The organism is Micromonospora sp. CNZ285 (assembly GCF_004637285.1).
The window spans coordinates 3,815,514-3,836,477 of the sequence record NZ_SPQD01000001.1 but is presented as its reverse complement, the minus strand read 5'-3'; the positions used below and the strand labels follow the sequence as shown (position 1 = coordinate 3,836,477).

20 protein-coding genes and 1 riboswitch are annotated in these 20,964 nt (G+C 72.6%); of the genes, 10 read left to right on the top strand and 10 right to left on the bottom strand.

Annotated features, from left to right (window positions below):
* Nucleotides 1-111: 111 nt before the first annotated feature.
* Nucleotides 112-702, bottom strand: coding sequence for an ECF transporter S component (locus CLT75_RS17280; RefSeq protein WP_135241569.1), 591 nt, complete (start codon nt 700-702; stop codon nt 112-114).
* A 75-nt stretch (nt 703-777) separates the two neighbouring features.
* Nucleotides 778-884, bottom strand: a riboswitch (TPP riboswitch).
* A 76-nt stretch (nt 885-960) separates the two neighbouring features.
* On the opposite strand from CLT75_RS17280, the gene CLT75_RS17275 reads away from it, so the two are divergent.
* The 4 genes from CLT75_RS17275 (at nt 961) to CLT75_RS17260 (ending at nt 5,215) form a co-directional block, all read left to right on the top strand.
* Nucleotides 961-1,797 carry an alpha/beta fold hydrolase gene (locus CLT75_RS17275; RefSeq protein WP_209310339.1) on the top strand — a complete coding sequence of 279 codons (837 nt, stop codon included), beginning with the start codon at nt 961-963 and terminating at the stop codon, nt 1,795-1,797.
* Nucleotides 1,794-2,543 (top strand): sugar isomerase domain-containing protein, encoded by a 750-nt coding sequence (locus CLT75_RS17270; RefSeq protein WP_013287952.1) that lies wholly within the window; start codon nt 1,794-1,796, stop codon nt 2,541-2,543. Before CLT75_RS17275 ends, CLT75_RS17270 begins: the two co-directional genes overlap by 4 nt.
* A gap of 90 nt (nt 2,544-2,633) precedes the next feature.
* Nucleotides 2,634-3,134, top strand: coding sequence for a DUF6328 family protein (locus tag CLT75_RS17265; protein WP_135241567.1), 501 nt, complete (start codon nt 2,634-2,636; stop codon nt 3,132-3,134).
* A 107-nt stretch (nt 3,135-3,241) separates the two neighbouring features.
* Nucleotides 3,242-5,215, top strand: a complete 1,974-nt coding sequence (locus CLT75_RS17260; protein ID WP_135241566.1) for an acyl-CoA dehydrogenase family protein — start codon at nt 3,242-3,244, stop codon at nt 5,213-5,215.
* Nucleotides 5,216-5,272: 57 nt separating this feature from the next.
* Here CLT75_RS17260 and CLT75_RS32680 read toward each other — a convergent pair whose 3' ends face one another.
* From CLT75_RS32680 to CLT75_RS17230, 7 genes are all read right to left on the bottom strand, one after another.
* Complete coding sequence (locus CLT75_RS32680; RefSeq protein WP_167796926.1) at nt 5,273-5,440, bottom strand: hypothetical protein; 168 nt, start codon at nt 5,438-5,440, stop codon at nt 5,273-5,275.
* A gap of 9 nt (nt 5,441-5,449) precedes the next feature.
* On the bottom strand, nt 5,450-6,055 hold the full coding sequence (locus tag CLT75_RS17255; protein WP_135241565.1) for a hypothetical protein: 606 nt from the start codon (nt 6,053-6,055) through the stop codon (nt 5,450-5,452).
* Between the two features lie 52 nt (nt 6,056-6,107).
* Nucleotides 6,108-6,410 (bottom strand): ArsR/SmtB family transcription factor, encoded by a 303-nt coding sequence (locus CLT75_RS17250; protein WP_013287947.1) that lies wholly within the window; start codon nt 6,408-6,410, stop codon nt 6,108-6,110.
* A gap of 43 nt (nt 6,411-6,453) precedes the next feature.
* Nucleotides 6,454-7,329 (bottom strand): metal ABC transporter permease, encoded by an 876-nt coding sequence (locus tag CLT75_RS17245; RefSeq protein ID WP_135241564.1) that lies wholly within the window; start codon nt 7,327-7,329, stop codon nt 6,454-6,456.
* A gap of 1 nt (nt 7,330) precedes the next feature.
* A complete protein-coding gene (locus tag CLT75_RS17240; protein ID WP_135241563.1) occupies nt 7,331-8,095 on the bottom strand; it encodes a metal ABC transporter ATP-binding protein in 765 nt (254 codons plus the stop codon).
* Nucleotides 8,092-9,039: a metal ABC transporter substrate-binding protein gene (locus CLT75_RS17235; protein ID WP_135241562.1), complete on the bottom strand. Its 948-nt coding sequence runs from the start codon at nt 9,037-9,039 to the stop codon at nt 8,092-8,094. Before CLT75_RS17235 ends, CLT75_RS17240 begins: the two co-directional genes overlap by 4 nt.
* 83 nt (nt 9,040-9,122) lie before the next feature.
* A complete protein-coding gene (locus tag CLT75_RS17230) occupies nt 9,123-9,386 on the bottom strand; it encodes a DUF6703 family protein (RefSeq protein ID WP_135241561.1) in 264 nt (87 codons plus the stop codon).
* A 27-nt stretch (nt 9,387-9,413) separates the two neighbouring features.
* Here CLT75_RS17230 and CLT75_RS17225 point away from each other — a divergent pair, with 27 nt between their 5' ends.
* From CLT75_RS17225 to dusB, 5 genes are all read left to right on the top strand, one after another.
* Nucleotides 9,414-9,755, top strand: coding sequence for an antibiotic biosynthesis monooxygenase family protein (locus CLT75_RS17225; protein ID WP_135241560.1), 342 nt, complete (start codon nt 9,414-9,416; stop codon nt 9,753-9,755).
* 94 nt (nt 9,756-9,849) lie between these two features.
* Nucleotides 9,850-10,323, top strand: coding sequence for a hypothetical protein (locus CLT75_RS17220; RefSeq protein ID WP_135244044.1), 474 nt, complete (start codon nt 9,850-9,852; stop codon nt 10,321-10,323).
* Nucleotides 10,324-10,436: 113 nt separating this feature from the next.
* Nucleotides 10,437-11,816: a glycine--tRNA ligase gene (locus tag CLT75_RS17215; protein ID WP_013475540.1), complete on the top strand. Its 1,380-nt coding sequence runs from the start codon at nt 10,437-10,439 to the stop codon at nt 11,814-11,816.
* A 155-nt stretch (nt 11,817-11,971) separates the two neighbouring features.
* Nucleotides 11,972-13,396, top strand: coding sequence for an MFS transporter (locus CLT75_RS17210; RefSeq protein WP_135241559.1), 1,425 nt, complete (start codon nt 11,972-11,974; stop codon nt 13,394-13,396).
* A 37-nt stretch (nt 13,397-13,433) separates the two neighbouring features.
* On the top strand, nt 13,434-14,597 hold the full coding sequence (gene dusB, locus CLT75_RS17205; protein ID WP_128138319.1) for a tRNA dihydrouridine synthase DusB: 1,164 nt from the start codon (nt 13,434-13,436) through the stop codon (nt 14,595-14,597).
* A gap of 56 nt (nt 14,598-14,653) precedes the next feature.
* Here dusB and CLT75_RS17200 read toward each other — a convergent pair whose 3' ends face one another.
* Nucleotides 14,654-15,301, bottom strand: coding sequence for a C39 family peptidase (locus CLT75_RS17200; RefSeq protein WP_135241558.1), 648 nt, complete (start codon nt 15,299-15,301; stop codon nt 14,654-14,656).
* A 707-nt stretch (nt 15,302-16,008) separates the two neighbouring features.
* A complete protein-coding gene (locus CLT75_RS17195; protein WP_135241557.1) occupies nt 16,009-17,922 on the bottom strand; it encodes a beta-N-acetylhexosaminidase in 1,914 nt (637 codons plus the stop codon).
* 310 nt (nt 17,923-18,232) lie between these two features.
* On the opposite strand from CLT75_RS17195, the gene ppdK reads away from it, so the two are divergent.
* Nucleotides 18,233-20,941: a pyruvate, phosphate dikinase gene (ppdK, locus tag CLT75_RS17190; protein ID WP_135241556.1), complete on the top strand. Its 2,709-nt coding sequence runs from the start codon at nt 18,233-18,235 to the stop codon at nt 20,939-20,941.
* The last annotated feature ends 23 nt before the right edge of the window (nt 20,942-20,964 follow it).

Sequence of the window (20,964 nt, the reverse complement as noted above, 5' to 3'; positions counted from 1 at the left end):
CTCTCCCTCTCGCGGCCCAGCCTGCGTGATCAAGGAGTTCGCGTCCGGAAAACCGTGCCCGGCGGACGCAAACTCCTTGATCACCGGGGCGGTGGGGGTGGGGAGGGAGGGCTAGACCAGGGCTCGGTCGCGGCCGGCGGGGAAGCGGTCCAGCACGCCGGTGTTCGCCAGCGCGCGGGTGAGGACGTGCGCGCCCAGACCGGCGACGATCGTGGCGCTGACGATCGTGATCAGCGCGTACGGCAGGCGGTAGGAGGCGAAGTCGTACGCCTTGTTCCAGTAGACGAAGTCGAAGATCGCCGCGCCGAGACCGGTCAGCGCACCGGCCAGCACCGCCACCGGCAGGCGGAACGAGCGGTACCGGAACGCGGCGAAGGCCAGCTCGGCGCCGATGCCCTGCATCAGGCCCTGGAGGATCACGATGCTCGCCCACTGGCTGCCCAGCAGGGCGGAGATGATCGCGGCCACCGTCTCGCAGTACAGCGCGGCGCCCGGCTTGCGGATGATCAGACCGGCGAGCACCGCCGGGATCAGCCACACGCCGTAGAGCACGGCCTGTGCCGGCGGGAAGAAGGCGAACGCCGCGTCGGTGGCGCTCCAGAGCAGGCCCCAGGCCCAGAACACGACGCCGAAGGCGACGGCGATGACCGAGGCGACGACGATGTCGACGGTACGCCAGCGGTTGCTGTCGGTGTGGTTCATGGTTGGCTCCCAGTTCGTCGAGGTGAACCAGGAGAAGACGCACGCCGCGCCCGGTGGTCACCGGACGGCGACGCGGCTGGAGGTCGACCGAACTCCCTGCGCTGGCATTACCCAGATCAGGTTCGAGGGTCTGCGGGCATCGGCCCGCACTCTCAGCGCTGTGCGCTCCCCTGTCGGATGTGAAGTTGTCTCGTCGCAGACGCTAGCACCGACCACGGCCCCCGGCCCAGCAGGGCGAGTGTCGGTATGGTGGCGATCATGCTGGTGGATGCGCGGGGACTGACGTTCGAGGTACGCGCCGGCGGCCCCGAGGGCGGTGATCCGGTCCTGCTGCTGCACGGCTTTCCGCAGCACTCCGGCGAGTGGGACGCGGTCACGCCCGCGCTGCACGCCGCCGGGCTGCGCACGTACGCGCTCGACCAGCGCGGCTACTCGCCCGGCGCGCGTCCGGCGGACGTGGGGGCGTACCGGATTCCGGAGCTGGTGGCCGACGCGGCGGCGGTGCTCGACGCACTCGGGGTGACCGGCGCGCACGTGGTCGGCCACGACTGGGGCGCGATCGTGGCGTGGGGCCTCGCGGCGGCGCACCCGGAGCGGGTGCGGACGCTGACCGCGGTGTCGGTGCCGCACCCGGCCGCGATGGGCCACGCGCTCGCCACCGACCCGCGGCAGAAGGTCAAGTCCGCCTACATCGCGTTGTTCCGCAAGCCCGGTACGGCGGAGAAGGTGCTGCTGGCGTGGAACGGCGCCACGCTGCGCAAGCTGCTCAGCGGTGTGGGAGACGCCGGCGCGGTGGCCCGGTACGCCGAGCCGATGCGCGAGCCGGGCGCGTTGACGGCGGCGCTGAACTGGTACCGCGCGATGACCGGTGCGGACATGAAGGCGGTCGCCCCGGTCGGGGTGCCGACCACGTTCGTGTGGAGCGACAAGGACGTGGCGATCGGCCGGACGGCCGCGCAGGCGTGCGCCGCGCACGTCACCGGTGACTACCGGTTCGTGGAGCTGTCCGGCGTCAGCCACTGGATTCCGGACGAGGCGCCCGGCCCGCTGGCCGAGGCGATCCTCGCCCGGTGCGCAGGAACGGAGGAGGCATGACGGTGAGCGCCGAGGCGTACCTGGCGGTGGTGACCGAGACGATCGGCCGGGTCGCCGCCGAGCAGCGGCAGAACGTGGCCGACGCGGCCGACCTGATCGCGGCGGCGCTGCGCGCCGACGGTGTGGTGCACGCGTTCGGCACCGGGCACTCCGAGGCGCTGGCCATGGAGATCGCCGGCCGGGCCGGCGGGCTGGTGCCCACCAACCGGATCGCGCTGCGTGATCTGGTGCTGATCGGCGGCGACCCGGCCGACGTGCTCGGCCCGAAGCTGGAACGCGACCCGGCGGTGGCGCACCGCCTCTACGAGCTGGCGCCGATCCGGCCGCAGGACGTGTTCGTGCTGGCCTCGAACTCGGGCGTGAACGGGGCGATGGTCGAGTTCGCGTCCATCGTGAAGGAACGCGGGCACGGCTTGGTGGCGATCACCTCGGCGCAGCACTCGGCGCGGATGACGTCGCGGCACCCGTCCGGCCGCAAGCTCGCCGACTTCGCCGACGTCGTGCTGGACAACGGCGCCCCGTACGGCGACGCCACGCTGCCGCTGCCGGGCGGCGGCGCGGTCGGCGCGGTCTCCTCGATCACCGCGGCGTTGCTCGCCCAGCAGATCGTCGCCGAGGTGGTGGCCCGGCTGGTCGCGGCGGGGCAGCGCCCGCCGGTCTACCTGTCCGCGAACATCACCGGCGGCGACGAGCACAACGCCGAGCTGGAGGCACGGTACGCGGGCCGGATCCGCCGCGGTTCCTGAACCGGTTTCGTGATCATCCGTACGGGGCACAGGCGCTCCTGCCGGTGGGCGTTCACCCGCTGGCGGTGCCGTCTCCGGGGAGGTCCGCGAGTGTCCAAGGAATCCGAGAAGCAGCGCTGGCAGCGCAACTTCGCCGATCTGTTGCAGGAGCTGCGGGTCGCGCAGACCGGTGTGCAGATCCTCTTCGCCTTCCTGCTGACGCTGCCGTTCAGCGCCGGGTTCGACCGGACCACCGAGTTCCAGCGGGACGTCTACATCCTGGCGCTGCTGACCGCCGCCGCGTCCGCCGCGATGATCATCTCGCCGGTCGCGTTCCACCGGGCGCTGTTCCGGCAGGGGCGCAAGCCGGAGCTGGTCCGGTTCGCCCACCGGATGGCCACCGGCGGCCTGTTCTTCATGCTGATCGCGATGGTCAGCTCGGTCCTGCTGGTCAGCGACTTCGTGCTGGACCGGCCGATCGCGTTCCTGCTCAGCGCGCTCACCGGCCTCTGGTTCCTGATCTTCTGGGCGATCCTGCCGTTCAGCCGGCGCAACTGGGGTGAGGACGACATCGACGACGAGGACGACAATCCGCAGTCGCTCACCGACTGACCGTCCGCCAAATCGGGCGTGCACGGGGCGCTACCCCTGGGTAACACCCGGGGGTAGCGTCGTTTTCGTCGAACGCGTCGACGCAGCCGGACCGCGAGGAGGCAGCCGTGACCACGACACAGAACAGCCGGCCCGAGTCACCAGACGGCGCGGGGCCGCTGCCCACCGAGGCGGGCCAGGTCTCCGAGAAGGAGGCCCGCCAGGTCGCCGAGGCGGCCCGCGAGTCGGCCTGGGACCGGCCCAGCTTCGGCAAGGAGTTGTTCCTCGGCCGGTTCCGGCTCGACCTGATCGACCCGTGGCCCCGCCCCGACCCGGCCGAGGTGGCTCGCGCTGACGAGTTCCTCGGCGCGCTGCGCACGTACCTGACGTCCGAGGTGGACGGCGAGGCGATCGAGCGGGACGCGCGCATCCCCGACGAGGTGTTCCACGGTCTGGCCGGGCTCGGCACGTTCGGCATGAAGATCGACCGGAAGTACGGCGGGCTGGGGCTGAGCAACCTGCACTACTGCCGGGCGCTGATGCTCGTCGGCTCGGTGAACCCGGCGGTCAGCGCGCTGCTCTCCGCGCACCAGTCGATCGGCGTGCCGCAGCCGCTGAAGATGTTCGGCACGCCCGAGCAGAAGGACCTGTTCCTGCCCCGGCTCGCCGCCGGTGAGGTCTCCGCGTTCCTGCTCACCGAGCCGGACGTCGGCTCCGACCCGGCCCGGCTCGCCACCACCGCCGAGCCGACGGCGGACGGCACCGGCTACCGGCTCAACGGGGTGAAGCTCTGGGCCACCAACGGCACGCTCGCCACGCTGCTGGTGGTGATGGCCCGGGTGCCGGCCGGTGAGGGGCGGCGCGGCGGTATCACCGCGTTCGTGGTGGAGGGCGACAGCGACGGCATCACCGTGGAGCGGCGCAACTCCTTCGTCGGGCTGCGCGGCCTGGAGAACAGCCTCACCCGGTTCCACGACGTGTTCGTGCCGAAGGAGAACGTGATCGGCGGCGAGGGCAAGGGCCTCAAGATCGCGCTGACCACGTTGAACACCGGCCGGCTCTCGCTGCCGGCCATGTGCGTCGGGGCCGGCAAGTGGGCGCTCAACGTGGCCCGCGAGTGGGCGGCGGACCGGGTCCAGTGGGGCCGCCCGGTGGGCGAGCACGAGGCGGTGGCGAAGAAGCTGTCCTTCATCGCCGCCACCACGTACGGCATGGAGTCGATGCTCGACCTGTCCTGCATGCTCGCCGACGACGACCGCAACGACATCCGGATCGAGGCGGCGCTGGTCAAGCTCTACGCCAGCGAGATGGCCTGGCGGATCGCCGACGAACTCATCCAGATCCGCGGTGGCCGCGGCTACGAGACGGCCGACTCGCTCGCCGCCCGCGGGGAACGGCCGGCCGCCGTCGAGCAGCTCCTGCGCGACCTGCGGATCAACCGCATCTTCGAGGGATCCACCGAGATCATGCACCTGCTGATCGCCCGCGAGGCCGTCGACGCGCACCTGTCCGTGGCGGGCGACATCATCGACCCCGACGCCGGGCTGGGCCGCAAGGCGAGGGCGGGCGCGCGGGCCGGCGCCTTCTACGCGAAGTGGCTGCCCACGCTCGCCGTCGGCAAGGGGCAGACGCCCGGGGCGTACCAGGAGTTCGGGCCGCTGGCCGGGCACCTGCGCCACGTCGAGCGGACCTCCCGCAAGCTGGCCCGGTCGACGTTCTACGCGATGTCCCGGTGGCAGGGGAAGATGGAGCGCAAGCAGGCGTTCCTCGGCCGGGTGGTGGACATCGGCGCGGAGCTGTTCGCGATGAGCGCGGTCTGCGTCCGGGCTTACGCCGAGCGCGACGCGCACCCGGAGAACGTCGAGCTGGCCGACCTGTTCTGCCGTCAGGCGCGGCTGCGCGTCGACGAGCTGTTCACCGGCCTGTGGTCGAACACCGACTCGGTCGACGTGGCCGCCGCCAGGCGGATCGTCGCCGGCCGGTACGCCTCGGTGGAGGAGGGCGTGGTCACCCCGCCCGCCGACCTGCCCTGGGTGGCCCGCTGGGAACCGGGGCCGTCCACCGAGCAGGACGTCCGCCGTCGCATCCCGCCCGCCGGCTGACCGGACCACCGGGCGGTCGTGCCGCCCGGACGGCCGCCGAGTGCGGCCGCCGGGCGGTCAGCGCGCGATCGCCCAGGCCAGGATGCCGGCCAGGATCAGGCCGTTGAGGCCGGCCAGCACCAGGTACGCCGACGGCGGGATCTTGCGGCCCTTGCGGACGAAACTCACCAGCACGGCCGCGTACGCCAGCAGCAGCACGGCGACGACGATCAGGAAGTACAGCACCGGCACACCTTACCGGCCGCCGCGTAGCCCCAGTTCGCGCAGCTCCAGCGCGGCGAGCGCGTCGACTGTCGCGTCGTCGCCGCGCCGCCACGCCTCGGCGACGTCGGGCGCGATCCGGGTCAGCTTCGACAGCGGCTGACCCGCCAGCGCGCGCAGCGCCAGCAGGTCCCGGCCGGCCGGGACGCCCGCCAGGGCCTTCGCCGCGCCGGCCCGGCGCATCCAGCGCAGGCGCAGCGGCAGCCAGCCGAACAGCACCAGGCCGAGCGGGAACACCAGCACCGCGACGGTCAGCCCGAGCGCGAGCTGCCCGACCAGCTCCTGCTGGTCGCGGCCCGCCTCGGCGACCGCGCGGGCGGCGTCGGCGGCGCGGGTGAACGGCGCGGTCAGCTCGTCGCCGACGATCGGCACCCGGCCGACCTTGCCGCCGGCCTCGGCCAGGTTGTCGGCGAGACCACCGCCGGCCCCCTCCAGCTTCTGCCCGGGTACGGCGAGCTTCTCGACCACGTCGTGCAGCCACAGCGCGAAGCGGATCGCCGCGTACACCCAGACGACCACGAGCAGGTCGGTGAGGAACTGGCGGACGGCGATGGGAAAACGGTCGGCGTAGATCTTCACGCCGGACAGCGTCCCACGCCGCGGGCGCGTCGGCACCTGGCCGATTTCCCGCTCAGTGCGACCCTTCACCGGCGTGACTGACCGCGTCCGCCACGATGTGCGCGACGTGGTCGTCGACCAGCGCGTACGCGATCTCCCGGCCGCGCCGCGACCCGCGCACCACCCCGGCGCCGCGCAGCACCCGCAGGTGCTGGGAGACCAGCGGCTGGGGCGCGCCGAGCTTCTCGACCAGCTCGTGCACGCAGCGTTCGCCCTCGGCCAGCTCGCTGACGATCGCGAGCCGGATCGGGGCCGAGAGGGCGCGCAGCAGGTCACCCGCACCCTCGAAGGCGTCGTACCCGTTCGTGCCGGTCACCCTGTAACGGTAACCAATCCCAGCTGCGTCGGCGGGCAGGGCCTCACCGCAGCAGCACCTCGTGCTCGACCGGCTCGGGCGGCGGCGTGGCCCGGTCGGCCCGCACCCGCCGCCGCAGCGCCCGCACACCGGCCGCCGCGAGCGCGACCAGCAGGAACGAGCCGATCGCCACGAGCACCACCGACGCGCCGGGCGCGGTGTCGGCGGTGGCGGCCACCCAGACCCCGGTGCCGGCCGCGAACAGGCCCAGCGCCATGGCCGCCGTCATGGTGGAGCGGAAGCCCCGGGTCACCTGCTGCGCGGTCGCCACCGGCACCACCATCAGCGCGCTGATCAGCAGCACCCCGACCGCCCGCATCGCGATGGTCACAGTGACCGCGGTACCGACCGCGATGACCAGGTTCAGCGTCCGCACCGGCAGGCCGGACACCCGGGCGTACTCCTCGTCGTGGCACACCGCGAACAGCGCCGGGCGCAACACGAGCATGGTCACCAGCAGCACCACGCCGAGCACGCCGATGGTGATCAGGTCGGTGCGGGAGGTGGTGGTCAGCGACCCGAACAGGTACGCGTTGAGCGACCCGCTGCTGGCGTCGGAGAGCCCGACCAGCATCACGCCACCGGCGATGCCGCCGTAGAACAGCAACGCCAGCGCCAGGTCACCGGAGGTGCGCCCGTACGCGCGGACCAGCTCGATCACCACCGCGCCGAGCGTCGCGGCGATCACCGCCACCAGCACGGGGGAGCGGTTGAGCAGCAGTCCCGCGCCGACGCCGGTGAGCGCCACGTGCCCGAGCCCGTCGCCGATCAGCGCCAGCCGCCGCTGCACCAGGTAGATGCCGAGCGCCGGGGCGGCCAGCCCGATGATCAGCGCGCCGACCAGGGCGCGGAGCATGAAGTCGTACTGGAAGAGATCCATCTCAGATGCCTGTCCAGAGCCGGGCGGGCTCCTCGTCGCAGTGCGGGTGCACGTGCTCGTGGTCCGGGTCGGCGTGGTGGCCGGCCGGTTCGGGCACCGCGCCGTCGTGGGCGATCCCGCCCTGGTGCACCACCACGGCCCGGCTGATCAGCGGGCGCAGCGGGCCCAGCTCGTGCGCGACGAGCAGCACCGTGCCGCCGCCGTCGCGGAACGCGCGCAGCGCCCCGGCGAACGCCTCCTGGCTGGCCGCGTCCACCCCGGCGGTCGGCTCGTCGAGCACCAGCAGCTCCGGCCCGCCGGCCAGCGCGCGGGCGATCAGGGTGCGCTGCTGCTGGCCGCCGGAGAGCGTGGACACCGGGTCACCGGCCCGGTCGGCGAGCCCGACCGCGTCCAGCGCCGCCGACACCGCCTCCCGGTCCGCCCGCCCGGCCGGACGCAGCACGCCCCGGCGGGCCAGCCGCCCGGACGCCACCACCTCGCGCACTGTGGCTGGCACTCCGCTGCCCGCGCCGAGCCGCTGCGGCACGTACCCGATGCGGTGCCACTGCCGGAAGCGGCGCTGCGGCGTGCCGAACAGGGCGACCGACCCGGCGCCGACCGGCACCAGGCCGAGCGCGGCGCGCACGAGCGTCGACTTGCCGGAGCCGTTGGCGCCGAGCACGGCGACCACCTCTCCGGCGGTCACTGTCAACGAGACGTCACGCAGCACCGGGCGGCCGTCGTAGCCGACTGTGGCGTGCGCGATCTCGATCACGGGTGAGGTCATGAACAGTCCAGAGCGGTTCGCAGGGTCTGCAGGTTGGTGCGCATCGCGGAGAGGTAGTCGCCGTCGGCGGGCGGACCCTCCAGCGGGTCCAGGACCGCCGTCTTCGCCCCGACCTCACGCGCGATGGTCTCGGCGACCTTCGGGCTGACAAGCGTCTCAAAGAAGATCGTGCCGGCCTGGTGCTCCCGGGCCTCCTCGGCGACCTCGGCGAGGCGCTTCGGGGACGGCTCGGACTCCGGGGTGAGCCCGCTGATGCCGATCTGCTCCAGCCGGTAGCGCTCGGTCAGGTAGCCGAACGCGGTGTGACTGGTCACGATCTCCCTGCGCTGGCAGGTGCGCAGGCCGTCGGCGTACTCGGTGTCCAGCTTCGTCAGCTCGGTGCGCAGCGCGCCGGCGCGGGCGGTGTAGTCGGCGGCGTGGTCCGGGTCGGCCTTGCCGAGCCGCTCGGCGAGCTTGTCGCCGATGGTGGCCAGCCGGGTCGGGTCGAGCCAGACGTGCGGGTCCTTGCCGCCGCCCTCCTCGGCGTGCCCGGCCTCGCCCTCGTGGTCGTGGTCGTGGCCACCGGCGGCGGCGTCCAGCAGCGGCGTCACGCCCGCCACGTCGAACGCGCGGTCGCCGCCGTTCTGCTCCACCGCCTCGTCCACCGCCGGCTGGAAGCCGCTGAGGTAGACGACCACGTCGGCGTCGACGACCTGGCCGACCTGCCGCGGGTTGAGTTCCAGGTCGTGCGGCTCGGCGCCGGGCTTGGTCAGGTTGCTGACCGCGACCGTGTCGCCGCCGATCCGCTCGGCCAGGAACTGGAGCGGGTAGAACGCGGCCACCACGTCGACCCTGCCCGGCTCGCTCGCGCCGCCTGTGCCGTCCGCGCAGGCGGTCAGACCGGCGGTGGCGAGCAGGGCGGTGGCTGCGGCGGTCAGGATGCGGCGCGGTGCACGAACGGTCATGGGCTCAACTGTCCGCGACAACGAAAACTATTGTCAAAAACGCATGATTGCATGTCAGCGCAGGTCAGCTCGGCTTCGTCAGGTCAGCCGACCATGAGCTTCGCCAGCGCCACCGCGATCAACAAGGTCACCATCACCAGCCGGAGCATCCGGGTCGCCGGGGCCTGCACCGGCCAGGTGACCGACATCAGCCAGACCAGCCCGCCGGCCAGCACGAGCAGCAGGACGCCGCCCGCCGGGCCGGGCGCGAAGAGGCCGACAAGCACCAGGGCCAGCGCGGCCAGGAACACCGCCGTCGGGTTGAGCCGTGCCAACCGGGACAGCACGGGACTCTGCGTACGCTGCATGCCACAAACTCTACGAGGAGGAACGCCGTGCTGGTCACCAACCGGTTCGTGGTGGAAGCCGAAATGGTGGACGAGTTCACCCGTGCGGCGCACGCCGCGCTGACCGCGCTCGCCGCCCGCCCCGGCTACCTGCGCGGTGAACTGCTGCGGGCGCTCGACGATCCGGACCACTGGCTCCTGGTCACCGAGTGGGAGTCGGTCGGTGCGTACCGGCGGGCGCTCGGCGGATTCGACGTCAAGGTCACCGCCGTGCCGCTGCTCGCCCGATCGGTGGACGAGCCGTCGGCGTACGAGACGCTCGCCGGCGCCGCCCCCGAAGGGGAGATCGTCGTCGTCGCCAGCGATCGTGCCGCACGTCCGTATCGCTGAGTGCCGGGGCACTACCCTGGCGCGTATGACCGCTCCCGGACCGGCCGCGCCACCCCCGCCATCCGTTCCGCCCGCGCTGCCGGCGGACCCCGGGGTGCCCGCGCCGCCGCAGGGGCCCGGCGCCACGCCGCCGTTCGCCGCCCCACCCACCGAGGGCGGGCGGACCCGGCTCTGGCTCGGCCTCGGCGCGGGCGCGCTCGCCGTGCTGATCTGCTGCGGCGGGGGCGGCGCGGCGGTGGTGGGTCTGGCGGTGAGCAACGCCCAGGCGATCGGCGAGCAGGGCCGGGCGGTCACGAACGACTACTACCAGGCGCTCGTGGCGCGGGAGTGGTCCAAGGCGTACGACACGCTCTGCGACGACATCCGCCGACGCGAGCCCCGGCGGGAGTTCGAGCGGCGGGTGGCCACCGAGCCGCAGATCTCCGGCTACCGGGTGGGCGAGGTCGACCTCACCACGCTCACCGTGCCGGTGGACGTCACGCTCGTCGGCGGCCGGCGGGAGGCGCAGACCGTGACGCTGGCGGCGGACCAGCAGACGGGCGGCGTGGAGGTCTGCGGGGTGAGCTGACCGGCCCCCGGTATTCTGCTGGGCTCGGGACGGACACGGTCGTACCGTTGTCCCGAACAGCCCGGTTTTATCCATCTCAACCGCGCCGACCGCCAGCCGGCGTAGGAGGAAACATGCCAGCCGACCGTATCGACGCCGTCACCAGCCTCGCCAAGCGCCGGGGCTTCGTCTTTCCCTCCAGCGAGATCTACGGGGGCACCCGGTCGGCGTGGGACTACGGTCCGCTCGGCGTCGAGCTGAAGGAGAACGTCCGCCGGCAGTGGTGGCGGACCATGGTGCAGCAGCGCGACGACGTCGTCGGCCTCGACTCGGCGGTCATCCTGGCCCGCAAGGTCTGGGAGGCCAGCGGCCACATCGCCGAGTTCGTCGACCCGCTCACCGAGTGCCAGTCCTGCCACAAGCGGTTCCGGGCCGACCACCTGGAAGAGGCGTACGAGGCCAAGCACGGCAAGCCGCTGACCTCGCTGACGGAGCTGAACTGCCCCAACTGCGGCAACAAGGGCACCTTCACCGAGCCGAAGATGTTCAACGGCCTGATGAAGACCTACCTGGGCCCGGTGGAGAGCGACGAGGGCATGCACTACCTGCGCCCGGAGACCGCCCAGGGCATCTTCGTCAACTACAAGAACGTGGAGACGGTCGCCCGCAAGAAGCCGCCGTTCGGCATCGCGCAGACCGGCAAGTCGTTCCGCAACGAGATCACCCCCGGCAACTTCATCTTCCGGACCCGCGAGTTCGAGCAGATGGAGATGGAGTTCTTCGTCGAGCCCGGCACCGACGAGCAGTGGCACGAGTACTGGCTCTCCGAGCGCTGGAACTGGTACCTCGACCTCGGCCTGTCCGAGGAGAACCTGCGCTTCTACGAGCACCCCAAGGAGAAGCTCTCCCACTACTCGAAGCGCACCGTCGACATCGAGTACCGGTTCCGGTTCGGCGGCAGCGAGTTCGCCGAGCTGGAGGGCATCGCCAACCGCACCGACTTCGACCTGTCCACGCACAGCAAGCACTCCGGCGTCGACCTGTCGTACTTCGACCAGGGCAAGGGCGAGCGCTGGATGCCGTACGTGATCGAGCCGGCCGCCGGCCTCACCCGCGCGGTGCTGGCGTTCCTGCTGGAGGCGTACGACGAGGACGAGGCGCCGAACACCAAGGGCGGCGTGGACAAGCGCACCGTCATGCGGTTCGACCCGCGACTGGCCCCGGTCAAGGTCGCCGTGCTGCCGCTGTCGCGCAACGAGGCGCTGTCGCCGAAGGCCAAGCAGCTCGCCACCGACCTGCGCAAGCGCTGGGTGGTCGAGTTCGACGACTCGCAGGCGATCGGCCGCCGCTACCGCCGGCAGGACGAGATCGGCACGCCGTTCTGCGTCACCGTCGACTTCGACACGCTCGACGACAACGCGGTGACGGTCCGGAACCGGGACACCATGGCCCAGGAGCGCGTCTCGCTGGACCAGGTCGAGCGCTACCTGATCGAGCGCCTGCCCGGCTGCTGACGTCGCACGACGAGGGGCGCCGTCGCCGACGGCGCCCCTCGTCGCGTCTCCGGCGCGGGACGACAGGTCGACGTGTCTGAATCCCGCGAGCCTGGTGTCGTTAGCCGGCGGGAGCACCGGGTAGCAGATCCCTCAGCGGCAGCGGAGGGGGCGAGATGCGGCAGGCGACCACCGGACCGTCCGTCACCCCGGCGCCCGCCGTGGTGGCGCATCGGTGGCCCACCGCGCTGGTCCTGGCCAGCGCCATGTTCCTGGTGCTGTTCGACAGCCTGGCGGTGGCCACCGCGCTGCCGCGCATCGGCGACGAGTTCCGCCTCGACCCGGGCCGCCTCCAGTGGGTCGTGACGCTGTACTCACTGAGCATCGGCGGCCTGCTGCTGCTCGGAGGCCGGCTCTGCGACCTGTGGGGGCGACGCCGGCTGATCGTCGTCAGCCTCGCGCTCGCCACTCTCGGCTCGGCCCTGGCCGGGCTGGCGACCGCGCTGCTCCCGCTGCTGATCGGGCGGGTGCTGCAGGGTGCCGGCGCGGCCCTCGCCATCCCGGCGACACTGGCGTCGGCGGCCACGTACTTCCCCGACGAGCCGTGGCGCAGCCGGGTGTTCGCGGTGGTCGCCGCCGCCGCGAACACGGCCGGTCTGGCCGGGGCGATCGTCGGCGGCCTGATCACCTCGCACCTGGGCTGGCGCTGGGTCTTCCTGGCCACCGTGCCGGTCGGACTGGTGGCGATGGTGGCGGCCCGGCTGCTGCTGCCGGCGAGCCGGCCCGGCCCGGGCGGCCGGCAGCGGCTGGACCTCGCCGGGGCGGTCCTCGCCACCGGCATGCTGCTCGCGCTGATCTTCGGTGCCAACCGGATCGCCGAGTCGGGTCCGGACCCGGTCGCGCTCGGCGCGGTCGCCGCCTCCGGAGTGCTGCTGTTCCTGCTGGTGCGCGTCGAGCGGCGGGTGGCCGATCCGCTGGTCCGGCCGTCCCTGCTCCGGTCGCGCCCGCTGGTCGCCGGTTGCCTCGCCTTCGCCGCCCACTCGGCCGCGTACGCGGTGGTGGTGGTCGTGGGCAGTCTCTACCTCCAGGAGGTCCACGGCCTGTCCCCGGCGGGCGCCGGGCTGGTGCTGGCCCCGGTGCTGCTCGGCGCGCTGGTCAGTGCCGCTCCGGCGGGTGCGCTGATCCGCCGGAGCGGCGCGCGGCGGGTCGTCACGGTGGCGCTGGCCCTGTGCGCGGTCACGCTCGCGCTGGTGGCGGTCAGCGCGGGCGGCCCGCTGATCCTCGTGACGACGATCCTGGTCGCCTGGGGGCTCAGCGCCGGTCCGATCTACGTCGGGCTGACCCGGGTGTGTGTCGGTGACGCTCCGCCGGGCGACCAGGGAACGGCCTCGGCGGTCTTCGAGTCGACCACCCACGTGGCCGGGGCGATCTCCGTGGCGGTCTTCCTCACGCTGCTCGCCGCCGGGGTCGGCTACGGCGTCGTGCAGTTCGTCGGCGCCGTGGCGGGCGGGCTGGGTGTCCTCGCACTGCTGCTGATCATGCCGGCGAGGGAGCCCGGGACCACGCGGTCGACCGAGCCGCATCGGGTGGCGGCCCGGTAGGCGTCGATACCCGAGAACCCCTCCCTACACTGGTCAGGTGACTGCTCCGACCCTGCCTGCGTTGACCATCGGCCCGCACCGGGTGTGGCCGCCGGTGGTGCTCGCGCCGATGGCCGGGATCACCAACGTCGGCTTCCGCCGGCTCTGCCGTGAGCAGGGCGGCGGCATCTACGTCTGCGAGATGATCACCACTCGGGCGCTCGTCGAGCGGAACCCGAAGACGCTGCGCATGATCGCCTTCGGTGCCGAGGAGCAGCCCCGCAGCCTCCAGCTCTACGGCACCGACCCGGAGATCACCGCCGCCGCCGTACGCATCGTGGTCGAGCGCGACCTGGCCGACCACATCGACCTCAACTTCGGCTGCCCGGTGCCCAAGGTGACCCGCAAGGGCGGCGGCTCGGCCCTGCCGTGGCGCCGCCGGCTGTTCGCCCGGCTGGTCAAGGCCGCGGTGGACGCCGCGTCACCCGCCGGGGTGCCGGTCACCGTCAAGATGCGCAAGGGCATCGACGACGACCACCTGACGTACGTCGAGGCGGGGCTGGCGGCCCAGGACGCGGGCGTCGCGGCGGTCGCCCTGCACGGGCGTACGGCCGCGCAGCGCTACTCCGGCACCGCCGACTGGGACGCGATCGCCACGCTCAAGTCGGCGCTCGACGTGCCGGTGCTCGGCAACGGCGACATCTGGGAGGCCGACGACGCGCTGCGGATGGTCGCGCACACCGGCGTCGACGGCGTGGTGATCGGGCGCGGCTGCCTGGGCCGGCCGTGGCTGTTCGCCGACCTGGAGGCCGCGTTCAACGGGAGCGCCGAGCGGCGGCTGCCCAGCCTCGGCGAGGTGGCGGTGACCATGCGCCGGCACGCCGAGCTGCTGGTGGAGCAGTTCGTGGCGGGCGCGCGCAACCCGGCCCGGGGCGAGCGGGACGGCTGCACCGACTTCCGCAAGCACGTCGCCTGGTACCTGAAGGGCTTCCCGATCGGCAGCGAACTGCGCCGCTCGCTCGCCATGATCGAGAGCCTGGCGCAGCTCGACGACCTGCTCGGCAAGCTCGACCCGGCCGTACCCTTCCCGGTGGAGAACCTCGGCCAGCCGCGCGGCCGCACCAACTCCCCGGGCAAGGTCTTCCTGCCGGACGGCTGGCTGGCCAGCCGCGACGACGACACCCCGCCGGACGGCGCCGAGCTGGACGACTCCGGCGGCTGAGAGACGCCGAAGGGCCCGACCCCGTTCGGGGTCGGGCCCTTCGCTGTGCCGATGTGTCAGGAGCTGTAGCCGCGGCTGGCGATCCAGTGCGCCAGGGCGTCCACGTCCATGCGGTACGAGGCCTGGTTCGGGTTCGCCGAGTCGGCGATCGTCACGACCTTGCCGCCGTCGCGGTAGCCGACCACGCTGATGTAGTGGCCACCCTCGAACGAGTGGGTGTTGCCGTCGGTGTCGGTCGCGGTGCCGGCGATGTTCGCCACCACGGCCCGGCCGTCGTCCACCGTGCGCACCACGTCGGCGCGCAGCTTCTCCACCTTCTCACCGGCCTTGTCCACCGGGATCTCGGTCGACTTGTAGACGTCCTTGCCGGTCTCCTTGTTCAGCACCGGGGTGATGTCGTTGATGGAGTTGGTGCCGTCCTCGGTGGTGCCCATCTCCTCGGCCATGGCGTGCACGTCGATGTTCTTGCCCTGCACGCTCAGCGCGTTACGGGCCGCAGCCGGGCCACAGAAGTAGAAGTTCGGCTGCGCCTCGTAGCGCACGCCCAGCTCACGCTCGCCGTGCTTGCGGTCGTTGGTGACGACCTGGGCGGCGCGCTCGGCCGGGGTGGCCTGGGCGGCGATGGCGGGGCCGGCGATGCCACCAGCGGTGGCGGCGATACCGGCGACGGTCAGAGCGGTCTTGCGCAGCAGAGTGGTAGCCATGATCAGTTGCCTCTCTGTCGGGGGTACGCGGCGATGGGGGATGCCGCGAATAAAGATCAGGTGGCCCGGATGTGCGTCGGGCCGGTGGCTCGCTCGGGCGGCCAGGGGGGTGGCCTGCTCCGGCGGCTCGGGGATGTAACGACCGGGGGTCCGGGGTCATTCCCGGGGGCGCTGTCCGGCGATGGGGCCGGCTCGGCGGGCGCTGTCGGCCTGCTCGGCGGCCCGGTGATGTAACGACCGGCGTCCCGGCCTGATTCCCGGCCCGAGGGGGCGGGCGGTCGGCGGGTGCGGCGCGGTCTGCCATGTACAACGCCCCGCGCCCACCCCCGATTCCACCCCACCGGTGACCCCGACCACCCCGATTCCGGACACCGACCCCATCAGGGCCGCCGCCGACCCCAACCCCCGCCCGCCCCCGCCGCAGCCACCCGGCCACCCCGTTGATCAAGGAGTTTGTGTCCGTCTGAGGCCGTGCGCCGGACACAAACTCCTTGATCACCGATCCGGTGGGGGAGTGAGCCGCGTGGGGTGCCCGATGTCGGGTTCGTGGGTGGGTGAGCTTCGAGATCTTGGTAGATCGGCGCCCTCTGGGGGCGGGCGGTTTCGTACCAAGATCTCGGGCGCTCGGGAGGAGCGCGCGCCGGCGAGGGGCGGCTGGACGTCACCGGCCCGTGGATGATCGACGGGGTTGGGCGACGCCTGTGCGGTCAGGGGGTGGTGGGGGTGGGGGTGGGCTGGGTGGGGATCTGGGGTGCGGTGGTGGGCCAGGGGATGTCGGGGGACTGGTGGAAGGTGATGCCGGCGGTGGACCAGCGCGGGCCGTGGCCGGCGAGCCGGCTGCGGAACCGGGACCAGTCGTGCGTCTCGCGCGGTGACCAGCCGAGTTCGGCGACGGCGGGCAGGCGCGGGAAGAGCATGAACTCGACCTCGGCGATCGTCGTGACCGACTCGGTCCACAGCGGCGCCTCCACCCCCAGCACCGCCTCGGCCGGTACACCCCGCACGTGAGTGGCCGGATCCCACTCGTACGCCCGGCGTACGTCGATCAGACCGGCCCAGTCGTGTCCGATCGGGGTGTCCGGGGCGTACTTCATGTCCAGGTACGCGTGGTTGCCGGGGGAGAGGATCAGCCGGGCGCCGCGGCGTACCGCGTCGGCGGTCTCCGGGTCGTCCCCGTTCGTGCCCCACCACTGCAGGACGCGCCCGTCGACGTGCTCGGCCGGGGCGAGCTGGTGCCAGCCGACGACGGTCTTGCCGGTGGCGGCGACCAGCCGCTGCGCCCGCGCCACGAACGCGCGGTAGCTGTCGGCCGGCACCTTGAACGCCTCGTCGCCGCCGAGGTGCAGCCACGGCCCGGGCGTCAGCGCGGCCACCTCGCCGACCACGTCCGCGACGAAGGCGTACGTCCGCTCGTCGGCGGGGTCGACGAAGCTGAACCCGACCTCGGTGCCGGTGTACGGCGGCGGCGCGACCTTGCCGGGCGCCAGTTCGGGGTACGCGACCAGCGCCGCGTTGGTGTGACCTGGCAGGTCGACCTCGGGCACCACAGTGACGTGACGGCGGGCGGCGTACGCGACGATGCGGCGGTAGTCGTCACGGGTGTACCAGCCGCCAGGGCCGCCGCCGACAGCTGTCGTGCCGCCGACCTCGGCGAGCCGGGGCCAGGAGTCGACGGCGATCCGCCAGCCCTGGTCGTCGGTGAGGTGCAGGTGCAGGTGGTTGAGCTTGTAGCGGGCCAGGTGGTCGATCACCCGCAGTACGTCCTCCACCGGGAAGAAGTGGCGGGCGACGTCGAGCATGGCGCCCCGGTAGGGGAAGCGCGGCCGGTCGACGATCGTGCCGCCGGGTACCGCCCAGCGCGCGGCGACAGCGGCCGGGTTCTCGATCGGCGCGGGTAGCAGCTGCCGCAGCGTCTGTGCGCCGTGGAACAGCCCGGCCGGGGCGGCGGCGGTGATCCGCACGCCGCCGGCGGTCACGTCGAGGCGGTAGCCCTCGTCGCCGAGCCGCACGTCGCCCGACCCGCCAGAGCCGTCCGGCCCGCCAGAGCCGTCCGGCCCGCCAGAGCCGTCCGGCCCGCCGGAGCCGCCGGAGCCGCCGGAGCCGCCGGAGCCGTCGGACCCGTCCGACCCGCCGGGCCCGGTGGAAGCCGCCGCGGACAGCGTGAGCGTCAGCGGGCCGCCCTCGGTGGTGCCGGTGACCGGGAGCGGGAAGCCGGTGGCCGGGCGCAGCCAGCCGGCGAGCTGCTCGGCCACGTCCCGCCCGGCGGGGCTGACCCGCAGCACCGCGTCCGCGCTCAGCGTGAAGTCACCCGCCGGGTCGGGGCGCACCTGCTCGGGCGCCGGCACCACGTCGTCGAGCCTGATCGGCGCCGGCCCGGCGAGCACCCCGGCGGCCCGGCCCGCGGCGACCCGGGCCAGCTCGGCGGAGGACGCCGCCACACCGGGCAGGCCGTCGGCGGGCGCCGCTACACCGGGCAGGCCGGCGGGAGACGCCGCCGCGCTAGCCGGGGCGGGCGCGCCGGGCGAGGCCCCATCCGGCGGCGGCAGGTCGGCGGAAGGGCTGGTGGGAGGGGTGTCGGTCGGCTCCGGCCCGGTCTCCGGGGCGGCGGGGTTTGTCGGCACGGCGACGGCTCCGAGGGTGTATTCGCGCGGGATATGGCAAAGGTCAGGTTCCGCGAGATGCAGTGACGTCAAGAGTACGAGGGGAAGCGGAATTGCGTGATCGTGCTCGTGGAAGCGTTCCCAAAAACCCGTACGAACGCGGATTGTGGTGACCGTTGTGCCGAAAGTCACCGAACGCTCCCAGGTTTCTCGAAACTCGCCTAGCCTTCGCCCCACCGACGCTGACGAGCCGGGATTACCGGTGGTCACTACCGGGGTATGTCCGAACTGAACCTTCGTTAAGTGTCAATGGCGCGCGTGGGAGGCTCTGGTGGCAGCGCACGATCCGGTCGAGCAGAAGTACGTCTACGACTTCGCCGAGGGCAACAAGGATCTCAAGGATCTGCTCGGCGGCAAGGGGGCCAACCTGGCCGAGATGACGAATCTCGGCCTGCCGGTTCCGCCCGGCTTCACGATCACCACAGAGGCCTGCAAGGCGTACCTGACGACCGGGCGCGAGCCGGACGGCCTGGCCGCGCAGATCGAGGCGCACCTGGAGTCCCTGGAGCGCGAGATGGGCCGGCGCCTCGGCGACCCGGACGACCCGCTGCTGGTCTCGGTCCGCTCCGGCGCCAAGTTCTCCATGCCGGGCATGATGGAGACCGTCCTCAACGTGGGCCTCAACGACCGCAGCGTGATCGGCCTCAGCAACCAGGCGGGTGGGAACGACAGGTTCGCCTGGGACTCGTACCGGCGGCTGATCCAGATGTTCGGCAAGACCGTCTGCGAGGTGCCGGGCGAGGAGTTCGAGCACGCGCTCGACGAGATCAAGGGCGCCAAGGGTACGCACAACGACCTCGACCTGGACGCCGACGACCTGCGCGGGCTGGTCGACGCGTACAAGAAGATCTTCGCCAAGCACACCGGCCGCGAGTTCCCGCAGGAGCCGCGCGAGCAGCTCGACCTCGCCATCCGCGCGGTCTTCGAGTCGTGGAACGCGGAGCGGGCGGTGCTCTACCGCCGGCAGGAGCGCATCCCGGCCGACCTGGGCACCGCCGTCAACGTGGTGACGATGGTCTTCGGCAACCTCGGTCCCGACTCCGGAACCGGCGTCGCGTTCACCCGCGACCCGGGCAGCGGCGCGCAGGGCATCTACGGCGACTACCTCGCCAACGCCCAGGGCGAGGACGTGGTGGCCGGCATCCGCAACACGGTGCCGTTGCAGGAGCTGGAGCAGCTCGACAAGACCTCCTACGACCAGCTGCTCGGCATCATGGCCCGGCTGGAGGAGCACTACAAGGACCTCTGCGACATCGAGTTCACCATCGAGCGCGGCAAGCTCTGGATGCTCCAGACCCGCGTCGGCAAGCGCACCGCCGCCGCCGCGTTCGTCATCGCCGGGCAGCTCGTCGACGAGGGCCTGATCGACCTGGACGAGGCGCTGCACCGGGTCAACGGAGCGCAGCTCGCCCAGTTGATGTTCCCGCGCTTCCAGCTCGACCACGAGTTCGAGGCGGTCGCCAAGGGCATCGGCGCCTCCCCTGGTGCGGCGTCCGGCAAGGTCGTCTTCACCTCGGCCCGCGCGGTCGAGCTGGCCGCCGAGGGGGAGTCGGTGATCCTGGTCCGCCGGGAGACCAACCCGGACGACCTCAACGGCATGATCGCCGCCCAGGGCATCCTCACCTCCCGGGGCGGCAAGACCAGCCACGCCGCCGTGGTGGCCCGCGGCATGGGCAAGACCTGCGTCTCCGGCGCCGACGAGCTGGACGTGAACGTGCCGGCGAAGAAGTTCACAGTGGGCGGCCACGTGGTGAACGAGGGCGACGTGGTCTCGATCGACGGCACCACCGGCAAGGTCTACCTCGGCGAGGTGCCGGTCATGCCGTCCGAGGTGGTGCAGTACTTCGAGGGCGAACTCGACCCGGAGAACATCGACGACGCGCTGGTCCGCGCCGTACACCGGATCATGACGCACGCCGACGCCGCGCGGCGGCTGCGGGTCCGCACGAACGCCGACACCGGCGCGGACGCGGCCCGGGCGCGGCGCTTCGGCGCCGAGGGCATCGGCCTGTGCCGCACTGAGCACATGTTCCTCGGCGACCGGCGCGAGCTGGTCGAGCGGCTCATCCTGGCCTCCGGGGAACGGGAGCGGGAGGACGCGCTCGCCGCGCTGCTGCCGCTGCAGCGGGCCGACTTCATCGAGATCTTCCGCGAGATGGACGGCCTGCCGGTCACCGTGCGGCTGATCGACCCGCCGCTGCACGAGTTCCTGCCCCCGCTGGAGCAGCTCGCGGTGAACGTCGCGGTCGCCCAGGAGCGCGGCGAGGACGTCGCGAAGGAGGAGGCGCTGCTCGCCGCAGTGCGGCGGATGCACGAGGAGAACCCGATGCTGGGCCTGCGTGGCGTCCGGCTCGGCCTGGTCATCCCGGGCCTGTTCGCCATGCAGGTCCGCGCGATCGCGGAGGCCGCCGTCGCGGTCGTCCGCGACGGCGGCACGGCCTGCCCGGAGATCATGGTGCCGCTGGTCGGGGCCGTGCAGGAGCTGGAGACGGTACGCGCCGAGGCCGAGCGGATCATCGCCGAGGTGGTCGGGGACAGCGGCGTCGAGGTGCTGATCGGCACGATGATCGAGGTGCCCCGGGCGGCGCTGACCGCCGGGCAGATCGCCGAGGCGGCCGAGTTCTTCTCCTTCGGCACCAACGACCTGACCCAGATGGGCTGGGGCTTCTCCCGCGACGACGTGGAGGGCGCGTTCTTCTGGCGTTACCTGGAGCTGGGCATCTTCGGCATCTCGCCGTTCGAGTCGATCGACACCGACGGCGTCGGCCGGCTGGTGCGCATCGCCGCCGAGGAGGGCCGGGCGGCCCGTCCGGGGCTGAAGCTCGGCGTCTGCGGCGAGCACGGCGGTGACCCGGACTCGGTGCACTTCTTCCACGAGGTCGGGCTGGACTACGTCTCCTGCTCGCCGTTCCGGGTGCCGGTGGCCCGGCTGGAGGCGGGCCGCGCGGCCATCACCACCACGGGTTCGGACTCCCGCTGAGGAGGGCGCGGGGTCGCCGGTGC